Source organism: Pseudomonas sp. E1BtOHC1 (assembly GCF_058744285.1).
Genome location: NZ_CP196023.1, coordinates 4,536,629 through 4,552,479 on the forward strand (window position 1 = coordinate 4,536,629; position 15,851 = coordinate 4,552,479).

A 15,851-nucleotide genomic window follows, 5' to 3' on the forward strand; every position below is an offset into this window, starting at 1 on the left:
GTCGTGCTCTAAACGGCGCGTGTTGTGAGGGGGCGACTATGCGCGTGCGGCGCAGAACGTTACAGATTCAGGTAAAAACTAAAAAACCATATCAGCCACTACCGAAGCACCGTGGACATGAGATAAATCTGATCCGTATTAATGCTGTTTTTCTGAGTCTGTTTTGTTTCCCCGCTGATTCCTACAGTGCACCCCGTGCCAGACCGGGTGGCCTGGCAAGACTTTGCAACCGTGGAAGCATTGACCATGAACTCAGCAACAATCGGACAGGCTTACAACTACAAGGTGGTTCGCCAATTCGTCGTCGCAACCGTGGTATGGGGCGTGATCGGCATGGCCATGGGGGTGTGGATTGCCTCGCAACTGGTGTGGCCGGAGATGAACCTCGATCTGCCCTGGAGCACGTTCGGCCGCCTGCGGCCGCTGCACACCAGCCTGGTGATCTTCGGCTTCGCCGGCAGCGCCCAGTTTGCCGCCAGCTACTACGCCGTACAGCGCACCTGCCAGGTACGGCTGTACTCCGACACCCTGGCCGCCTTCACATTCTGGGGCTGGCAGTCGGTGATCGTGATCATGCTGATCACCCTGCCCCTGGGCTACACCACCACCAAGGAATACGCCGAGATCGAATTCGCCGGCGCGGTGTGGATGGCCGTGGTCTGGGTGGCGTATGCCATCGTGTTCTTCACCACAGTGGTGCGGCGCAAGTGCCGGCACATCTATGTCGGCAACTGGTTCTTCGGCGCCTTCATCCTGGTGATCGCCATGCTCCACGTGGTCAACCACCTGTCGATCCCGGTGGACTGGTTCAAGTCCTACCCGGTGTATTCCGGGGCCACCGACGCCATGGTCCAGTGGTGGTACGGGCACAACGCCGTAGGCTTCTTCCTCACCACCGGCTTTCTCGGGATGATGTACTACTTCGTGCCCAAGCAAGTGGGACGCCCGGTCTACTCCTATCGCCTGTCCATCGTGCACTTCTGGGCGCTGATCACCCTGTACATCTGGGCCGGCCCGCACCACTTGCACTACACCGCGCTGCCGGACTGGGCGCAGTCCCTGGGCATGGCCATGTCGCTGATTCTCCTGGCCCCCAGCTGGGGCGGGATGATCAACGGCATGATGACCCTCTCCGGGGCCTGGCATAAGTTGCGCACCGACCCAATCCTGCGGTTCCTGGTGTTGTCCCTGGCGTTCTACGGCATGTCGACCTTTGAAGGCCCGATGATGGCGATCAAGACCGTCAACGCCCTCTCCCACTACACAGACTGGACCATCGGCCACGTTCACGCCGGGGCCCTGGGCTGGGTAGCGATGATCACCTTCGGCGCTATCTACCACATGGTGCCCAAAGTGTTTGGCCGCGAGCAGATGTACAGCATCGGCCTGATCAACACCCACTTCTGGCTGGCCACCATCGGCACCGTGCTCTACATCGCCTCGATGTGGGTCAACGGCATCACCCAGGGCCTGATGTGGCGTGCAGTCAACGAAGACGGCACCCTCACCTACTCCTTCGTCGAGGCCCTGGTGGCCAGCCATCCGGGGTTCGTGGTGCGTTTTGCCGGTGGCGTGTTCTTCCTCAGCGGCATGCTGCTGATGGCCTACAACACCTGGCGCACCGTACGCGTGGCCGATGAAAAACTGGCCCTGAGCGACGCACAGATCGCCTGACCCAACCAATGCCCGCCGGTCCCAGTGACCGGCGTTTTTTTCAGGGAGCCGGATGACCGATGGATATTCTGTTCAACCTGCTGGGGGTGGCGTTTCTCTACCTCTGCATCGAGTACTGCCTGCGCCACCAGAGCGCCAAGAGCCTGGATGACGCCAGCCTGATTCCTTTTGCCGACGACCCCGACGTGGCCCGCCGGGTGGAGTTGGCCACGGGCAAGAAGATCAATGCCGTCGCGCCGGAAGAGCCCAAGCCGGGATGGATCAACCTGGACATGTAACGCCCCGTAGGAGCCGGCTTGCCGGCGAAGAGGCCCGCAAGACGTGCACGTGCTTGGCGGTCGCTTTCGCTGGCGAGCCAGCTCCTACAGAAAAAGCGAACCGGCTCCCTCCGTAGGAGCCGGCTTGCCGGCGAAGAGGCCCGCAAGACGTGCACATGACCGGCGATCGCTTTCGCTGGCGAGCCAGCTCCTACATCAGACGCGCTATCAGGCGCGCTCGCGGGGGATCAGGCTCTGCAATTGGGCCGCCAGGAAGTTGCCGTCGAAAACGAAGATATCGGGGTCCTTGAGGCCATTGGTCTTGCGCCATTGCCAACTGCCGGAGGGCTCGCCCACCAGGGAAACACTGCCCAGGCGCGCCGCGGTCAGGCCGATCACCGCCAGGGATATCTGCCCATTGGGCCCCATCACATCCGGGACGAACTCCACCGGCTTGCCCGCTATGGCGATGGTCAGTTTCTCGCTCTTGAAAGTGGAACTCTCCACCGGCAATGCCGGGCTGAAGGCCACATAAGGCTCGCGGTGCAGCTCCAGCAGGTCCGGCAGCAGCACTGGCGCCAACCACTCTTCAATCTGCCCGAACAACTCATGAATACGCTGGGCCCAGACCACCGACTGGCTGTCGAACAGCTGCTTTTTGTGGGCTTCGCTGGCGGCGTAGTGCCGGAGCATCTCGCCCAGTTGCTGGATATCGTCCATTGCGGTGTGTCCCTGGCATCGACCCTTGGGAACAGCAGGTCGCCGGACTTGATCATGGCAGATGCCGGTGCCGGACGTTGGGGTGTTTACCCAAGGGCGCGCGGGTGAAAGCGCAGCCGGTACTGGCGCGGGGTCAGGCCGAGGCTTTTGCGCAAGGCGCTGCCCAGGTGCGATTGGTGGGCAAAACCGCTGTCCTGGGCAATGGCCGCCAGGGGCAGGTCCGTGTGTTCCAGCAGGCGCCGGGCCGCTTGCAGCCGCACCTCGGTGATCCAGGCATGGGGCGTCATGCCGACGGCGCGGCGAAAGTCGCGCAGCAGGCGCAGTTCGTTGTGGCCGTAAGTGAGCGCCAATTGCGCCAGGGACAAGGGCTGGGCGTACTGGTCGGCCATCTGCTCCAGCACCTGGCCCAGTCGTGGTAACGGCGCCGTGGGAGTGTGGCGGGACTGGGACAGACCGACAAAGGCCAGGGCACAGTGCTCCAGGGCCAACTCATCGATTGCAGGCGCCAGCAACAGACGCCGGGCTTCACGGCCCAGGGCCAGAGCGCCGGCATGCCCCGGACTCTGCAGGCGGCGCTCGCCGGGGATCAGTGGCGTCTGCTCCTGCCAGCGCGCCAGCAGGTATTCACCGCCACAGGCAGATTCGGAGAACACTTCAACACCCTTGGGCGTCAAGGCCAGGGTGCCGGGCCAGGTGTCGAAATCCTCGCGCCGGTCGGAGTCGATGGCATGCACCCCACGCTGGCGTTCCAGGGTCACGCCCAGGGTCTGCCACTGCGCCGGATCGCGAGCGCTGTAGGCGGCTGCGGGCAACAGTTGCAGGCAGAGCCGACCGTCCAGCAGGCTGCGGTTGAGAACCTCGGGCATATGAAATTTCCTGATAGATCGATACCACGGACCACGGGAGACTGAAGGCCCTTCTACACCATGACTCAAGGAGCTGCACATGCGCACCATCGGCCTGATCGGCGGCATGAGCTGGGAATCCAGCGCCGAATACTATCGCCTGATCAATCAGCAGGTTCGCGATCAATTGGGGCCGCTGCGCTCGGCGCGGTTGCTAATGTACAGCGTCGACTTCGGGCCTGTCGAACGGGCCCAGCACGCCGGGCGCTGGGATGAAGCGGCGCGGATTCTGATAGACGCCGCCCAGCGTTTGCAGGATGGTGGCGCCGAGTGCCTGGTGCTCTGTACCAACACCATGCACAAGGTGGCGCAGCAGATTCAGGCGGCCACTGCAGTGCCCTTCCTGCACATCGCCGACCCCACGGCCCAGGCCGCGCTGGCGGCCGGCACCCTGAACGTCGGGCTGCTGGGCACCGCCTTCACCATGGAGCAGGAGTTCCTCAAGAGCCGCCTGAGCCAGCAAGGGCTGAAGGTACTGGTGCCCGATGCGCAGGAGCGCCAGGCGGTGCACCGGATCATCTATGAGGAGTTGTGCGTGGGGGTCATCAGCGACGCGTCGCGCCGGGTATACCAACAGGTGATCGAATCACTCAAGGCCCGTGGTGCCCAGGCGGTGATCCTGGGCTGCACGGAGATCGGCCTGCTGCTCAAGCCCGAGCACAGCCCCCTGCCCCTGCTCGACACCACCGAACTGCATGCCAGGGCGGCGGTGGCCTTTGCCCTGGCGGACGAGCCGGCCTGACGGGGTCACAGATCAAGCGGGACGGCGCAGGCGCGCCATGCTCAGCACGTCGACGTACTGCCCGCCACGGATGGCGTAGTCCCGCAGTTGGCCTTCGGTTTCAAAACCGAACTTGTGGTACAGGCCGATGGCCGCCTGGTTATCGGCATAGACCGTGAGTTCGACCCGACGCAGGTTCATCCAGTTGTCCGCCACCTCCAGCACCGCTGCCAGCAGGCGGCTGCCGATACCCTGGCGTTGCCAGGCCGGGGACACGCCCATGCCGATGTCAGCGCAATGGGCCCGGCGCACCCGCGCCACCTGCAGCAGGCTGCAACTGCCGATCACCGCGCCCTGGTGCAGGGCCACCAGGGCCACCAACCCTTCGTTGTCCTGGCCCAACCCGACGCGCTTGCGCCACAGTTCACGGGATTGGTAAGGCAGTTGCAGGGTCTGGGCCGCCACGCTGGGTTCGCTGTACAGCGCCGTCAGACCCTCGATATGGGCTTCGTTGCAACGCTCGATAACGATAGTGGGATTGGCGTTAGGCATGGCCAGGTCTTCCTTGAAGTGGAAATGGCCATCGAGTGTAAGGGCATGAGCCTCTGCATGACGAGGGGATCCTCGCCCGTTGGAGCTGGCTTGCCAGCGAAGGCGTATCGCAGAGCGACGCCAGGCTTGCGGACCTCTTCGCCGGCAAGCCGGCTCCTACGGGGGGAACGCGCAGTATCGGCAGTTGTGGGGGCTGGCCTGCCGGCGAAGGCGTCGGCAGCTCCAGCCGCGTGCCCTTTCGCCGGCGAGCCGGTCCCTACGCAAAGGCGGATCACGGGTGGATCAGGCGAACCAGTCCTCTCGCTCGCTGAAGGTGTGCAGGATCAGGTCCACTAGCTGCTGCACTTCGGCTTCATGGGCCACCTGGGCATTCACCGCCAACCAGGCGCGGCGTTGCATGGGCTCGGTGAACAACCCCGGCAAGGCGGTCAAGCCACGGTCGAAGCGGCTGATGTATTGCGGCAACAGGCCGATGCAGGCGCTGCAACGGATCATCTCCAGCATCAGTTCATAGGCATGTACGTGCACCACCCCCGCCAGGCGTTGTTCCACCAGGCTGTTCCAGGGCCGGAACGGCTCTACCTGACGGTCGTGCTGCCACTGCACCAGCATGTAGTCGGCCAGGTCGTCGAGGCTGTCGGGACGCGCCGCGACCCGGGAGTAGCGCTTGGCGATATGCGGCAGGTAGTCGATACGCGCCAGGGGCAGCGGCTCGCGGGTGGCGAAGCTGGGGCCCGGTAGCGGCGAGTCTTCGGCCGCCAGCCACAGCACCAGATCGGCACTCAGGGCCTGCAGGGACAGGTCGCTGTCGATGGAGATGATCTCCAGGCGTGCGCTGGCATTGCGCCGCAGCAAGGCGATCAGGTCGCGACCGAGAATGTCGTGGAGGATGGTTTCCGCCACGGCAACACGGATCAACGGCTGCTCGATCACCGGCAGGCGCCGCTGGTGGGCCAGGGCAATCAGTTGCGCCTGCAGTTGCAGGCCCTCGCGACTCAGGCTCAAGGCACTCCCCTGATAACAGAACAGTGAGCGGCGCAGGTGCTCTTCCAGCAGGGCCAGTTGCTTGCGTAACAGCGTGGCCTTGATGTTCAGGCTGCGGGCTGCCTGCATGAAGCAACCGCAGCGAGCACTGACCAGAAAATACTGGGCGACCTCCGGATCGATCCCGGCGGCCAGGGCCAGCCAGGCTTCCCGGGGTTCCTGGGGCGCAACGTAGGGTGCGACACCCTGGAGTGGAGCGGGTTCGAGAAATGACATTGGTGACTCCCTGTCTTGTTGAGTGTTGCTTCCTTGGCTAGCGGGCGGCGGAGTCCGCAAGATCGCCTTCGCTGGCAAGCCAGCTCCTACAGTTGCCGATGCTGCGTGTTGCCTCGTAGGAGCCGGCTTGCCGGCGAAAAGGCCCGCAAGATCGCCTTCGCTGGCAAGCCAGCGCCTACAGTTGCCGATGCTGCGTGTTGCCCCCCCGTAGGAGCCGGCTTGCCGGCGAAGAGGCCCGCAAGACCGCCTTCGCCGGCAAGCCAGCGCCTACAGTTGCCGATGCCGCGTGTTGCCCCCGTAGGAGCCGGCTTGCCGGCGAAGAGGCCCGCAAGATCGCCTTCGCTGGCAAGCCAGCGCCTACAGCTTGTCCTCCAGGACCTGATTCAGTACGGCGCCGTCGATGCTCAGGGTCGCGCTGTTGAGCATGCCTTCCAGGTAGGCCTTGGCGATCTGTTCCTGGCGCTGGGCGCGCAGGGCCTGGGTCAGGCGATCACGCAGTTCGTCCAGGCTGGCAGTGCGCGCCGGTTGCTGTTCGGTGAGCTTGAGCACGTGAAAGCCCGCTGCGCTCTGCACCACCTCAGAGACACCACCGACCTTGAGCCGGGCCACGGCGCTGCGCACTTCCGGCACCAGTTGCTGCAAGGGTTGCAGCCCCGAGTCGCCACCGCGCTGGGCGCTGTCGCGGTCCTGGGAATACTGCGCCGCCAAGGCGGCAAACTCCCCCGGCACGGCCTGGGCCTTGCGGCTCAGTTCCAGGGCCTGTCGACGCACCTGCTCCAGCGCCTGGGGGTCGCTCACGCCCAGGAAGATCTGGCTGACCCGGTACAACGCCGGGGTCATCCAGGCCGACTTGCCGCTGTCATAGGCCTGCTGCAGTTCGGCGGCACTGGGGTAGTCCGCCGGCACCTGGCTGACCGACTGCAAATAGTCGCGAAACACGATCTGCTCGGTGGCGGCGCGGGTCTGCTGCTCCACGTCCGGGCGCTGGCGCCAGCCCTGGGCGTCGGCCTGTTCCAGCACCGCCTTTTCCGCCAGGCGCGAGCGGATCCAGGCCTCCAGGGCCGGGCGATTGGCCCGCAGTTGCCCCCGGGACTCCTCGGGCAGGCTGGCGAACAGCGCCTTGAGCTCCTGCGCCGCCACAAGCTGGTTGCCCAGGCGCGCCACGGTCGGGGTTGTCGCCAGTTGCTGTGCCAGTACGGTGGGTGCCGGCTGCTGCGCCGCCACCGGATCGTTGCCCGGGCGCAAGGCCAGGCCGAGCGCCAGACCGAGCAGGGTCAGCGCTCCGGCACCGACCACCAGGGTCGGCTTCTTCACAGGCTGGCCGCCTCTTCCAGGGGTTGGCTTTCAGGGCTTGGCGCCTGCTCGGCCTGGGCCTGCAACTGCGCCGCCTGCTGGCTGTATTCGCGCAGGTAGACGATGAACTCCTGCAGCAAGCGATCCCACAGTTCCAGCTGGCTGCGCAGATGGGTCTCGCCGACCCCGGCCACCACCACGTCCATCTCCATCACCAGGAACTCGCCCTGCAGCGACAGCCGGGCAAAGCGCCGCGAGGCGTTCCACAGTTCCGCTAGCCCCGCCGGCAGTTCGCCCTGCACCCGCAAGGCGCAGCTGTAGGTGAAGTCCACATAGTGCCCGGCTTCGCTGCCCGGGTTGCCGAAACGCACGGCGTAGCCGATGCCCTGGCTGGCGCTGAGCAGTTGCACGATGCCGTTCTGTTCGGTCTGGTTGACCCGGTAGCCGGCGCCTTGCAGCAGGTCGGTGAGGCTTTCGGTGGTGACGCTGGTAATCAAAGTCATGGTCATCTCTTCCCTGGTGATCAGTGGGTGCTCGCCGCCCGGGGGGCATCGAACTGGGTTTGGTAAAGCTCGTCGCCAAAGCCCTGGGCCAGCTCTTCGAACTTGACCCGGGCGCTGCCGGCGAAGGGCTGGCGGATTTTCACCAGCTCAGCCACATCGATTTTTTCGTAGGCCGCCAGGATCTGTTTGGCGATGCCGTACATCTGCTGATTCTTGACCGCACATTGCTGCACTTGTGTGTCACGTTCGCTCAATTGCGCCTGCAATTTCACCCGCTCGGCTTCCTTGCCCCGGGCCAGCACCAGTAAGTCCTCGTAGGCTTTCTTGAACTTGCCCAACTGCTCGCTGCTGGCCGCCGCCTGAGCTTGTGCCTGGCTTTGCAGGTTCTGCTGCTGGCCGACCAGTTGCTCGGCCACGCCGCGGGTCTTGGCCAGCTCGGCGCTCAGTTGCTTGACCTGGGCCTGGGCTTCCCTGGCTGCGTTCTCGGCGGCAATCCGCGCCGCCGCAGCCTGGGCCTGCTCGCTTTGCAGCGCCTGCAACTGCTGGGTAGTGCTGCGCAACTGGGTGCGCAGGCGCTCCTCCATGCCTTCGGCGCTAGCGCTGGCGCTGGCCAACACGCCCCAGGCCACTAACAGGCTGACCGCCCCTGCCCTCGCTCGGCTGTTCATAACCTTCCTCCTGATGCTTAGAAGCGCGTGTTGAGTTCAAGCTGCATGACGTCGACTTCATAGCGCGGCCCGTAGACTTCCGAGGCGCTCATGTAGCGGGCCGTGGCGTAGATGTTCTTGTCGATGCCGTAGTTGCCGCCGACGAAATAACCCTTGGCGTTGGTGCCCCCCAGGTGGAACGAGGAATCGTTGAAGCCGTCGGGCAAGGCATCGGGCTGGATGTACTTGTAGCCAGCCAGCAAGTTCCAGTCGCCGGACTTCTTCATCTCAAGGGCGTTGCCCAGGGTGAACTGCACCAGCAGCGCGTTGCCGCCGCTTTCGAACTGGCCGTTGCGATTGATGTTGTTGACGATCTCGCCCTCGCTGCGCTTGAGCATCTCGCCCTTGTCGTAGGCCAGGTTGCGGATGAAGTTGGTCTGGCTGCGCAGGCGCAGGTCGTCTGGCAGCTCGGTGTCCCAGGCCAGGTTCAGGTCGAGCACGTCGAACTTCGAGGCCAGGCCGACGAACTGCGGCTGCGGGGTCAGGCCCGGCGTGGCCGGGTTGGGGGTGATGTCGCGCAGCAGGAACACGCTGTTGCCCTTCTGCATGAAGGCCACGCGCGAGCCGTCGGTGTCGCAGCCCGGGGCCCCGGCCCAGGGCGCGCAAGGGCTGGAGCGCTGGCCTTCGATGTCGTCGAAGCGGTAGTAGGCCAAGGCGCCCTTCAGACTGTTGCTGCGGTTGATCTTCCAGTTGGCGCCGATCTGCCCGCCGAACAGCCACTTGGTGTCGCTCTCGTTCTTGTCGAAGCCGTTGCTGGTGGCGGTGTCGTTGGTGTACTCCACCGGGAAGGCGCCGAGGGTGCCGAACAGGCCCCAGTCGCTGTTGAGTTTGTGGTTGAAGATCGCCGCCACGCCGTCGAAGTTGAGGTCGTTGGAATACAGCATGTCGGTGGAATAGAACGGGTTGGCAATCCGCCCGCCGGTCAGGGTCAGGTCCTGGGTGGCCTTCCAGGTCAGGTAGCCCTGGTCGAGCCAGATGTCCTTCTTGCCAAAACCGCCGCCCAGGGTCTGGGTGGTGGACACCGGGTTGTTGTCCGAGCCGGTGCCGATGCGGATGCCGGCGGTCCATTCCGGCGAGATCACCGCCTTCATCCCCAGGCGCGCCCGCAGGCGAAACAGATTGTCGCGGTCTTCACGGCTGTTGAGCAGCGGCGGCAGCTTGCTGTTGGTGTCCTTGTTGACGTCGTAGGGGCCGTTGTCGTTGAGCTTGGCGTAGTCGACGATCTCGTTGCTGTTGTTGTCGGCGAAGAACCGCGACTCGTCCCGCAGGCGGATGTCGCCGTCGAAGCTGATGCGCGAGATCCAGTCCGGGAAGGTGTTGGGCTGGGCCCAGTTTTCCTGCTTGGCGGTGGCCATGACCTCGGCCTTGACCTGATCGCGGATCTGCTCGCGAACGATGGCCGGCACATATTGCACCCGTACATCACCGGGCGCCGCAGCGGGACCAGTAGCGGCCACCGCGGTGGCGGCACGGGCCTGCTGGGCCTCTTTCTCGGCCTGGGCGATCAGCCCGTCGGCCTGCTCCTGCTTCAATACCCCCTGCTGCACCAACAGACGGATCAGGTTGATCGTGGCGTTCTCCGAAGGCGCGGCGGCAGCCGCGGCCTGTCCGGCCAGGGTCAGGGCGACCATGCCGAGCGCCAGGGTCAATCGATTCACGGTGGAAATCATCTGCACACAACTCCTGTAGAAACTGCAAATAGGGGTTCGCTCATTCCGGACGCCGGCCCTTGAGGGACAGGCGTACCGGCAAGGTCAGGGAGGCCGGCATGCGCTCTTTCAGGCGCGGCGTGGCCCGCAGCGCCGCCAGCACCTGCTGGTCGGTCTCGGGATTGCCGCTGGAGCCGGCCAGTTCAGCGCGGGTCACTTGCCCGTCGGCGCCCAGCCACAGGTCGACCTGCAGCGCATAGGCCTTCTTGCGCAGCTCCGGGTCCTCGCGCAGCGCGCGCTGGAAGGTCGCCGCCAGGTACTGCTTGTAGGTGCCGGTGCCCAGCCCGCCGCCACCGGCGCCGGCCATGCCGCCGCCCTTGCCGGCACCGACGTTGAAACCGTCGTTGCCGGACTGGGCCTCGCCGTCCATCTGCATCGGATTGGCCAGATCATCCGCCGGCGATGGCGGAGCCTCCTCCTCCGGCTTGACCTCCTCGGGGGTGGGCGTGGGTTCGGGTTCCGGGATCTTTTCTTCCACCGGCTCCGGCTCCTTGGGTTTCTCCGGCGGCGGTGGCGGCGTTTCCGGAGGCGGCGGCAGCGGGATGATGGTTGGCACTTTGGGCGCCTCCCGGCGTACCCCGGCCATGTCATTGGCCCACTGCCACAAGAACCAGGCGGCCACGGCACCCAGCAGCAGGCCGACGCCCCACTTCAGCAGCTGCACGGCTCGCGGCTTGTTCTGCACCGGGGGCAGCTGGATAGGTTGTTGTGCGGTCATGTCTCAGCCCTGGCTCGGTTTGCCGGTGACCAGGCCGACCTGGGACAACTCCAGGCGGCGCAGCAGGTCGAGGACTTCGATGACCTTCTGGTACTGCACCGTGGCATCGCCGCGGACGATGATCGGGAAGTCCGGGTTCTGCGCCTTCTCGATGCGCAGACGCTCTTCCAGCTCGCCCAGGGTCACCGGGTAGGCATCGAGGAACACCTGACCGCCGTCGTTCACCGAAATGGCCTTGGTCTTGGCCTCGGACAGCGACACCGAGGCGCTGGCCTTGGGCAGGTGGATCTGGATGCCCGAGACCTGGGCGGTGGCGGTGAGGATGAACATCACCAGCACCACCATCAGCACGTCCACCAGGGGCGTGATGTTGATGCTGTCGACGGCGGCATCGTCTTCGTCGTCATGGGAGGCGTTCACGGAAGCCATGGCAGTTCTCCTCAGGCCGGAACCGACGCGTTGCTGTGACTGACCCGCCAGTGGGCGTTCTCGCTGTGCTGGCTCTCGCCGTGCAGCTCCGCCAGCCGGGTGATGAATTCGTCGACGAACACCCGCATGTCGGCGCCTACTTCCTTGTTGCGGGTGATCAGGCGGTTGTAGCCAAACAGCGCCGGGATCGCGACGAACAGGCCCATGGCGGTGGCCAGCAAGGCCGCGGCCATGCCCGGGGCGATGGCGTTGATGTTGACGTCACCGGCCATGGCGGTGCCGAGGAACACCACCATGATCCCCAGCACCGTGCCCAACAGACCGATGTAGGGGCCGCCGGCGATGGCGTTGGACAGGGTCGAGAGCTTGGCGCTCAGCTGCTGGTTTTCCCGGGTGCGCACGCCGTCCATGGAGCAGCGGATGGCCTCGATGGTGGCCGCCGACACCGACGAGGTATCGGCGCCCTGCTCGCGGCGGGTGCGGATCTCCTTTACCGCCACCAGGTACAGGCGCCACAGCGAAGAGTGCTCCAGGCGACTGGCCAGGATCTGGTCGTCGGCGAACATTTCCAGGCGGGTGCCGACCTTGGCGAACTGCTCGCGGAACAGCGCATTGGCAGCGCTGACCCGGCTGACCATGCGGTTCTTGCGCAGCATGATCACCCAGGACTGGATCATCATTCCCACCAGCACCAGGATGATCACCCAGGCATCCACCGGCACCGCCTTGAGCAGGAAACCCAGACTGCCGAAACCGAAGCCCGACTGCTCTTCATCCACGCCATAGGCCACCAGCTTCGACTCGGCGCCCTGGGCGCTGGCATCGGCCAGGATCAGCGCCGCCGGACGCGCCACCTTGGACAGGCGCAGTTCGTCCAGGGCCCCAGTGAACGGCAGGAAGTGGCTGGCCTCGGCCCCAGCGGCTGCGGGCAAGTCGGCACCGATGGCCAACGGCGAATTGAAGGTGGGAATGGCCTGGGCCAGGCTCGCGGTTTCGCGGCCATTGACGTACAGCGCGAGTCGGCTGCCCTCGCCGCTCAGGGCCAGGTGCTGCCATTGCCCCGGGTTCAGCGGCTGGGTGGAGGCGGCGCGCTGGCCGTCCACTTCCACGAAGGGCATGCCCTGGTTGATGCCAACCAGCAGGCTGCCGGCGCCTTCGCGACGGGCCAGCAGCAGCTGTTCGCCACTGGCCTGGTCCAGGCGTACCCAGGCGCTGAAGGTAAAAGCGCCGCCGGCGTTGTGCTGCAACGACGGGCTGGCCGGCAGCAGCAGCGGCTGGCCGCTGAACTGCAAGGCGCGGCCGATGACCCCGTCAATGCTGGCGCCGGTGGCGTTCTGCGCGGTGTTGCCGTAGGCGGTGGTGTCCTTGGCCGGGGTGCCGTTGCTGCCGTCAAAGTGATAGATCGCGGTGTAGCTGGGGTCGAAGGTCAGCTGGCCATTGGCGGTGCTCGGGGCCTTCTGGTTGCCGTAGTACATCCAGATGTCCTGACGCTGGCCGCCTTCGACCTTGGGCACATCGACCCAGATCAGCGCCATGCCCATCAGCGGGTCGAAGCTTTCGATCTGGTGGTTGAGCAGGGTCTTGTCATCGGCGGCGACAAAGCGCAGGTCGGCGCCGTCTTCCTTGACCCCGTCGAAGGTGAAGTTGCCGGTGTGCAGGCGCACCAGCAGCGCGGTGCGGCCCAGGGCTTCATTGATGGCGGCGCCCTGCGGGGTGGTGTCCACCGAGATCTGCTTGCGGTAATGCCAGTCGTCCTGCCACCAGGCATGGGCCGTGGCCGGGAGCACGAAGCCCAGGCAGATCAACAGGCTCAGGAATAAGCGTTGCATGTGAAGGGTCTCCGTAAAGTCAGAACGTCGCTTGCACACTGAAGTGCAGGCGCGGGTCGTATTTCTGGGTGTTGGGGCCATCCTTGAGCGGGTAGCCCCAGTCGAGGCTGCCGGACAGCCACTTGCTCAAACTGGCGCGGGTGCCCAGGCCGACGCTGGCCAGGCTGTACTGGTCCTCCTGCTCGGGCAGCGGCTCGTGCAGGGACAGGTGCGCGCCTTCGGCAAAGGCGTAGAAACGCCACTCCTGCACGTAGCTGCCGAGGAACTTGGCCAGGGATGGCGTGCGCAGCTCCTGGGAGAACAGATAGCCCTCATCCCCGGTGCGCTCGGCGGCCAGATAGCCGCGCACCGAGGTGGCGCCGCCGGCCGAATACTGCTCGTTGGACACCAGCGGCCCGGAGGCCAGCTGGAAGGCGGTCTTGGATGCCGACTGCCAGTCGTTGGCGAAGGTGTAGGTGAAATTCAGGTCGCCCTTGAGCACCGAGAAACTGGCGCTGGCTTCGTCGCGCTTGTAGTGGAACTCCTGGGCGTCGCTGCCGTAGCCGAAGAAGCGCCGGGTGCCGATGATCAGGTTCAGGCCCAGGCCCAGCTGGGATTTTTCGCTGTAGCGATAGCCGTTGTAGCCGAAGGTCATGGGGGCGTACTTCAGCGGAATCTGGTCGCTGCTGCGGCCAAAGCGCATCTCTTCCTCGAAGTCCTTGAAATCCACCCCCACCGACAGCGAGTTGGCCCAGCTACCCGCGGCGGGCAAGGTGTAGATCGCCGACACCCCGTAGGAGTGGCCCTTGCCCAGCACGTTGCTGCCACCGATGGTGGCGATGTTGCTGTCGGACTGGTAACCGGAGAACTGCAGGGCCCAGCGATCGCTCAGCGGCGCGGTGTAGGAGCCGGACCAGACCTTGGCGTTGTCGGTGTCCTGGGGCGCGGTGAAATAGGTCAGGGAAATGCTGTGGCCCAGCTGCCAGAGGTTGTCGTAGCCGACATTGACCACACTGCGCAGTTTTTCGGTGTCGGCGCTGTAGTCGTTGTTCAGGCCGACACTGGCGTGCCAGGGGTTCTGGTCTTCCACTTGCAGGTCCACGTCCATGGTCCCCGGGCGCTGGCCTTCACGCACCAACGGCATGACCTGGCGCCCGGCGCCGCGGTTGAGCCCGGCTAGCTGGGTCTGCACCGTGGCAAAGTCAGGCACCTCGCCTTCTTTCAGCGCCGGCACCTGATCGCGGATCTCCACCGGCGAGTAATGCTTGGCGCCCACCACCCGCACCCGACCGACCTTGGTTTCACTGACCTGCAGGTAGACGATGCCGTCGTCGACCTTCTGCTCCGGCAGCTCGACGAACACCGACTGGTAGCCGCGTTCCTGATAGACCTTCTGCAGCGCATCCCGAGCGCCTTCGATATCGGCCAGGGCCTTCTGCGGCCCGAGGAACGGGTACACCGCCTCCTCGATGGCCCGGGCATCGAGCACGGTATTGCCGCGCACGAAGTATTCATTGACGTCCACCAACCGCGCCGCAGCCGTGGCCTCGACCGGGACCGCCTCGCCCTCCTCGGCCTGCACCGCCGGCGCCAGTGCCGCCAGCGTCAACCAGCCACACAACGGCCACCAGCGCCCGCCACTGCCGGGTCGCCCTGATTTGCCCAGATGCTCCACACCGCCCCCTAGAAGTCTGAAAATTGGCGCGCACACGCGCAATGCCGTCGCCGTCTGCACAGCGTTTGGCCGATTCAATTGCTGGTGATCGAGGTGTTTTCGTGGCGCGCCAGCCAGGTGTGCAGCAGCGCGAAGTTCAGCGAGAACTCGGGCATTTGCAGCAAGGCACCGCAGAACACCTCACCGATGATTTTCTGGATCAACTGCACCGCCCGCGGGTTGTTCAACAGCGTGGCGATGTCGCGACTCAGGACACTGAAGCTCCAGACCTTCTGGTTCAGATCGAGACCGACGAACCAACGGAACAACAGGTTGTAACTGAGCTGTTCATACAGCTGCTGTTCACTGGGCACCGAATACAGCAACTGCAGCAACAGAATGTGCATCACCGTACGCGGCGCGATCAGCATGCCGGGCTCGGCATTGAGGCCCTGGAGCAGATCGCGGTGCTGATCCAGCAACTCATCGATCTGCGGACGCAGCAGCACCAGCGAATGCCCCGGCGGGATATAGCTGGACACCTCCTTCAAGGCGCCCTGCCAATCATCCTGGGACACGATCCAGACCCACGGCGCGCCGTAGCGATAGACCGACACCGGCTTCTTGCGCGCCGCCTCGACAATCTTCGACAGCCGTTGATCCAGCTCCTGCATGCCCACTTTCGAGTAGCGTTCCATAGTCCCCATAGCCTCACTCCCGGCGTCCCGCCTCGGCTTAAAAAAGTGGCCTTGCGGCCCCCTCAAGCGCGTTACATACCCAAGACGTGCGTGGCCATGTGCTACCGAACTTTTGTCATAAAAGCTTCATTCACAAAGGCCAGCGAAAGGTGGAACAACGACATACAGGAACCTCGTAGGAGCTGGCTTGCCGGCGAAAACCGCCGCCAGGACAGCGCTGACCTGTCTTTATTCCGCGCACGA

16 protein-coding genes are annotated in these 15,851 nt (G+C 64.9%); 3 read left to right on the plus strand and 13 right to left on the minus strand.

Annotated features, from left to right (window positions below; all coding sequences use genetic code 11):
• The first annotated feature begins 246 nt into the window (after nucleotides 1-246).
• The gene (gene ccoN / locus ACSSVC_RS20395; RefSeq protein WP_346634276.1) at nucleotides 247-1,674 is read left to right on the plus strand and encodes a cytochrome-c oxidase, cbb3-type subunit I; all 1,428 of its coding nucleotides are present in this window, start codon (nucleotides 247-249) and stop codon (nucleotides 1,672-1,674) included.
• Between the two features lie 59 nt (nucleotides 1,675-1,733).
• Nucleotides 1,734-1,952 (plus strand): hypothetical protein, encoded by a 219-nt coding sequence (locus ACSSVC_RS20400; RefSeq protein WP_060843700.1) that lies wholly within the window; start codon nucleotides 1,734-1,736, stop codon nucleotides 1,950-1,952.
• A 207-nt stretch (nucleotides 1,953-2,159) separates the two neighbouring features.
• Here the strand turns inward: ACSSVC_RS20400 and ACSSVC_RS20405 are convergent, their stop codons facing one another.
• Nucleotides 2,160-2,651 (minus strand): hypothetical protein, encoded by a 492-nt coding sequence (locus tag ACSSVC_RS20405; RefSeq protein ID WP_346634275.1) that lies wholly within the window; start codon nucleotides 2,649-2,651, stop codon nucleotides 2,160-2,162.
• Between the two features lie 86 nt (nucleotides 2,652-2,737).
• Nucleotides 2,738-3,517, minus strand: coding sequence for a helix-turn-helix domain-containing protein (locus ACSSVC_RS20410; RefSeq protein WP_404936958.1), 780 nt, complete (start codon nucleotides 3,515-3,517; stop codon nucleotides 2,738-2,740).
• A gap of 79 nt (nucleotides 3,518-3,596) precedes the next feature.
• On the opposite strand from ACSSVC_RS20410, the gene ACSSVC_RS20415 reads away from it, so the two are divergent.
• On the plus strand, nucleotides 3,597-4,298 hold the full coding sequence (locus ACSSVC_RS20415; RefSeq protein WP_446440484.1) for an aspartate/glutamate racemase family protein: 702 nt from the start codon (nucleotides 3,597-3,599) through the stop codon (nucleotides 4,296-4,298).
• 12 nt (nucleotides 4,299-4,310) lie between these two features.
• On the opposite strand, the gene ACSSVC_RS20420 is transcribed toward ACSSVC_RS20415, so the two are convergent.
• From ACSSVC_RS20420 to ACSSVC_RS20470, 11 genes are all read right to left on the minus strand, one after another.
• Nucleotides 4,311-4,829 carry a GNAT family N-acetyltransferase gene (locus ACSSVC_RS20420; RefSeq protein ID WP_346634272.1) on the minus strand — a complete coding sequence of 173 codons (519 nt, stop codon included), beginning with the start codon at nucleotides 4,827-4,829 and terminating at the stop codon, nucleotides 4,311-4,313.
• Nucleotides 4,830-5,111: 282 nt separating this feature from the next.
• On the minus strand, nucleotides 5,112-6,089 hold the full coding sequence (locus tag ACSSVC_RS20425; RefSeq protein WP_346634271.1) for a LysR family transcriptional regulator: 978 nt from the start codon (nucleotides 6,087-6,089) through the stop codon (nucleotides 5,112-5,114).
• A gap of 357 nt (nucleotides 6,090-6,446) precedes the next feature.
• A complete protein-coding gene (locus ACSSVC_RS20430; RefSeq protein WP_492611262.1) occupies nucleotides 6,447-7,403 on the minus strand; it encodes a peptidylprolyl isomerase in 957 nt (318 codons plus the stop codon).
• Entirely contained in the window at nucleotides 7,400-7,885 is a 486-nt protein-coding gene (locus tag ACSSVC_RS20435) for a YbjN domain-containing protein (protein WP_492611263.1), read from the minus strand. The genes ACSSVC_RS20430 and ACSSVC_RS20435 overlap by 4 nt, the downstream gene beginning before the upstream one ends.
• 20 nt (nucleotides 7,886-7,905) lie before the next feature.
• On the minus strand, nucleotides 7,906-8,553 hold the full coding sequence (locus ACSSVC_RS20440; protein ID WP_492611264.1) for a DNA repair protein: 648 nt from the start codon (nucleotides 8,551-8,553) through the stop codon (nucleotides 7,906-7,908).
• Nucleotides 8,554-8,570: 17 nt separating this feature from the next.
• Nucleotides 8,571-10,262, minus strand: a complete 1,692-nt coding sequence (locus ACSSVC_RS20445; RefSeq protein ID WP_492611265.1) for a putative porin — start codon at nucleotides 10,260-10,262, stop codon at nucleotides 8,571-8,573.
• Nucleotides 10,263-10,302: 40 nt separating this feature from the next.
• Nucleotides 10,303-11,019, minus strand: coding sequence for an energy transducer TonB family protein (locus tag ACSSVC_RS20450; RefSeq protein ID WP_346634266.1), 717 nt, complete (start codon nucleotides 11,017-11,019; stop codon nucleotides 10,303-10,305).
• 3 nt (nucleotides 11,020-11,022) lie between these two features.
• Nucleotides 11,023-11,448, minus strand: a complete 426-nt coding sequence (locus ACSSVC_RS20455) for an ExbD/TolR family protein (RefSeq protein ID WP_011061113.1) — start codon at nucleotides 11,446-11,448, stop codon at nucleotides 11,023-11,025.
• A gap of 11 nt (nucleotides 11,449-11,459) precedes the next feature.
• Nucleotides 11,460-13,277 (minus strand): DUF2341 domain-containing protein, encoded by a 1,818-nt coding sequence (locus ACSSVC_RS20460; RefSeq protein ID WP_492611266.1) that lies wholly within the window; start codon nucleotides 13,275-13,277, stop codon nucleotides 11,460-11,462.
• 19 nt (nucleotides 13,278-13,296) lie between these two features.
• A complete protein-coding gene (locus tag ACSSVC_RS20465; protein ID WP_404936965.1) occupies nucleotides 13,297-14,931 on the minus strand; it encodes a ShlB/FhaC/HecB family hemolysin secretion/activation protein in 1,635 nt (544 codons plus the stop codon).
• A gap of 74 nt (nucleotides 14,932-15,005) precedes the next feature.
• Nucleotides 15,006-15,608: a transposase gene (locus ACSSVC_RS20470; RefSeq protein ID WP_041118040.1), complete on the minus strand. Its 603-nt coding sequence runs from the start codon at nucleotides 15,606-15,608 to the stop codon at nucleotides 15,006-15,008.
• Nucleotides 15,609-15,851 lie beyond the last annotated feature (243 nt).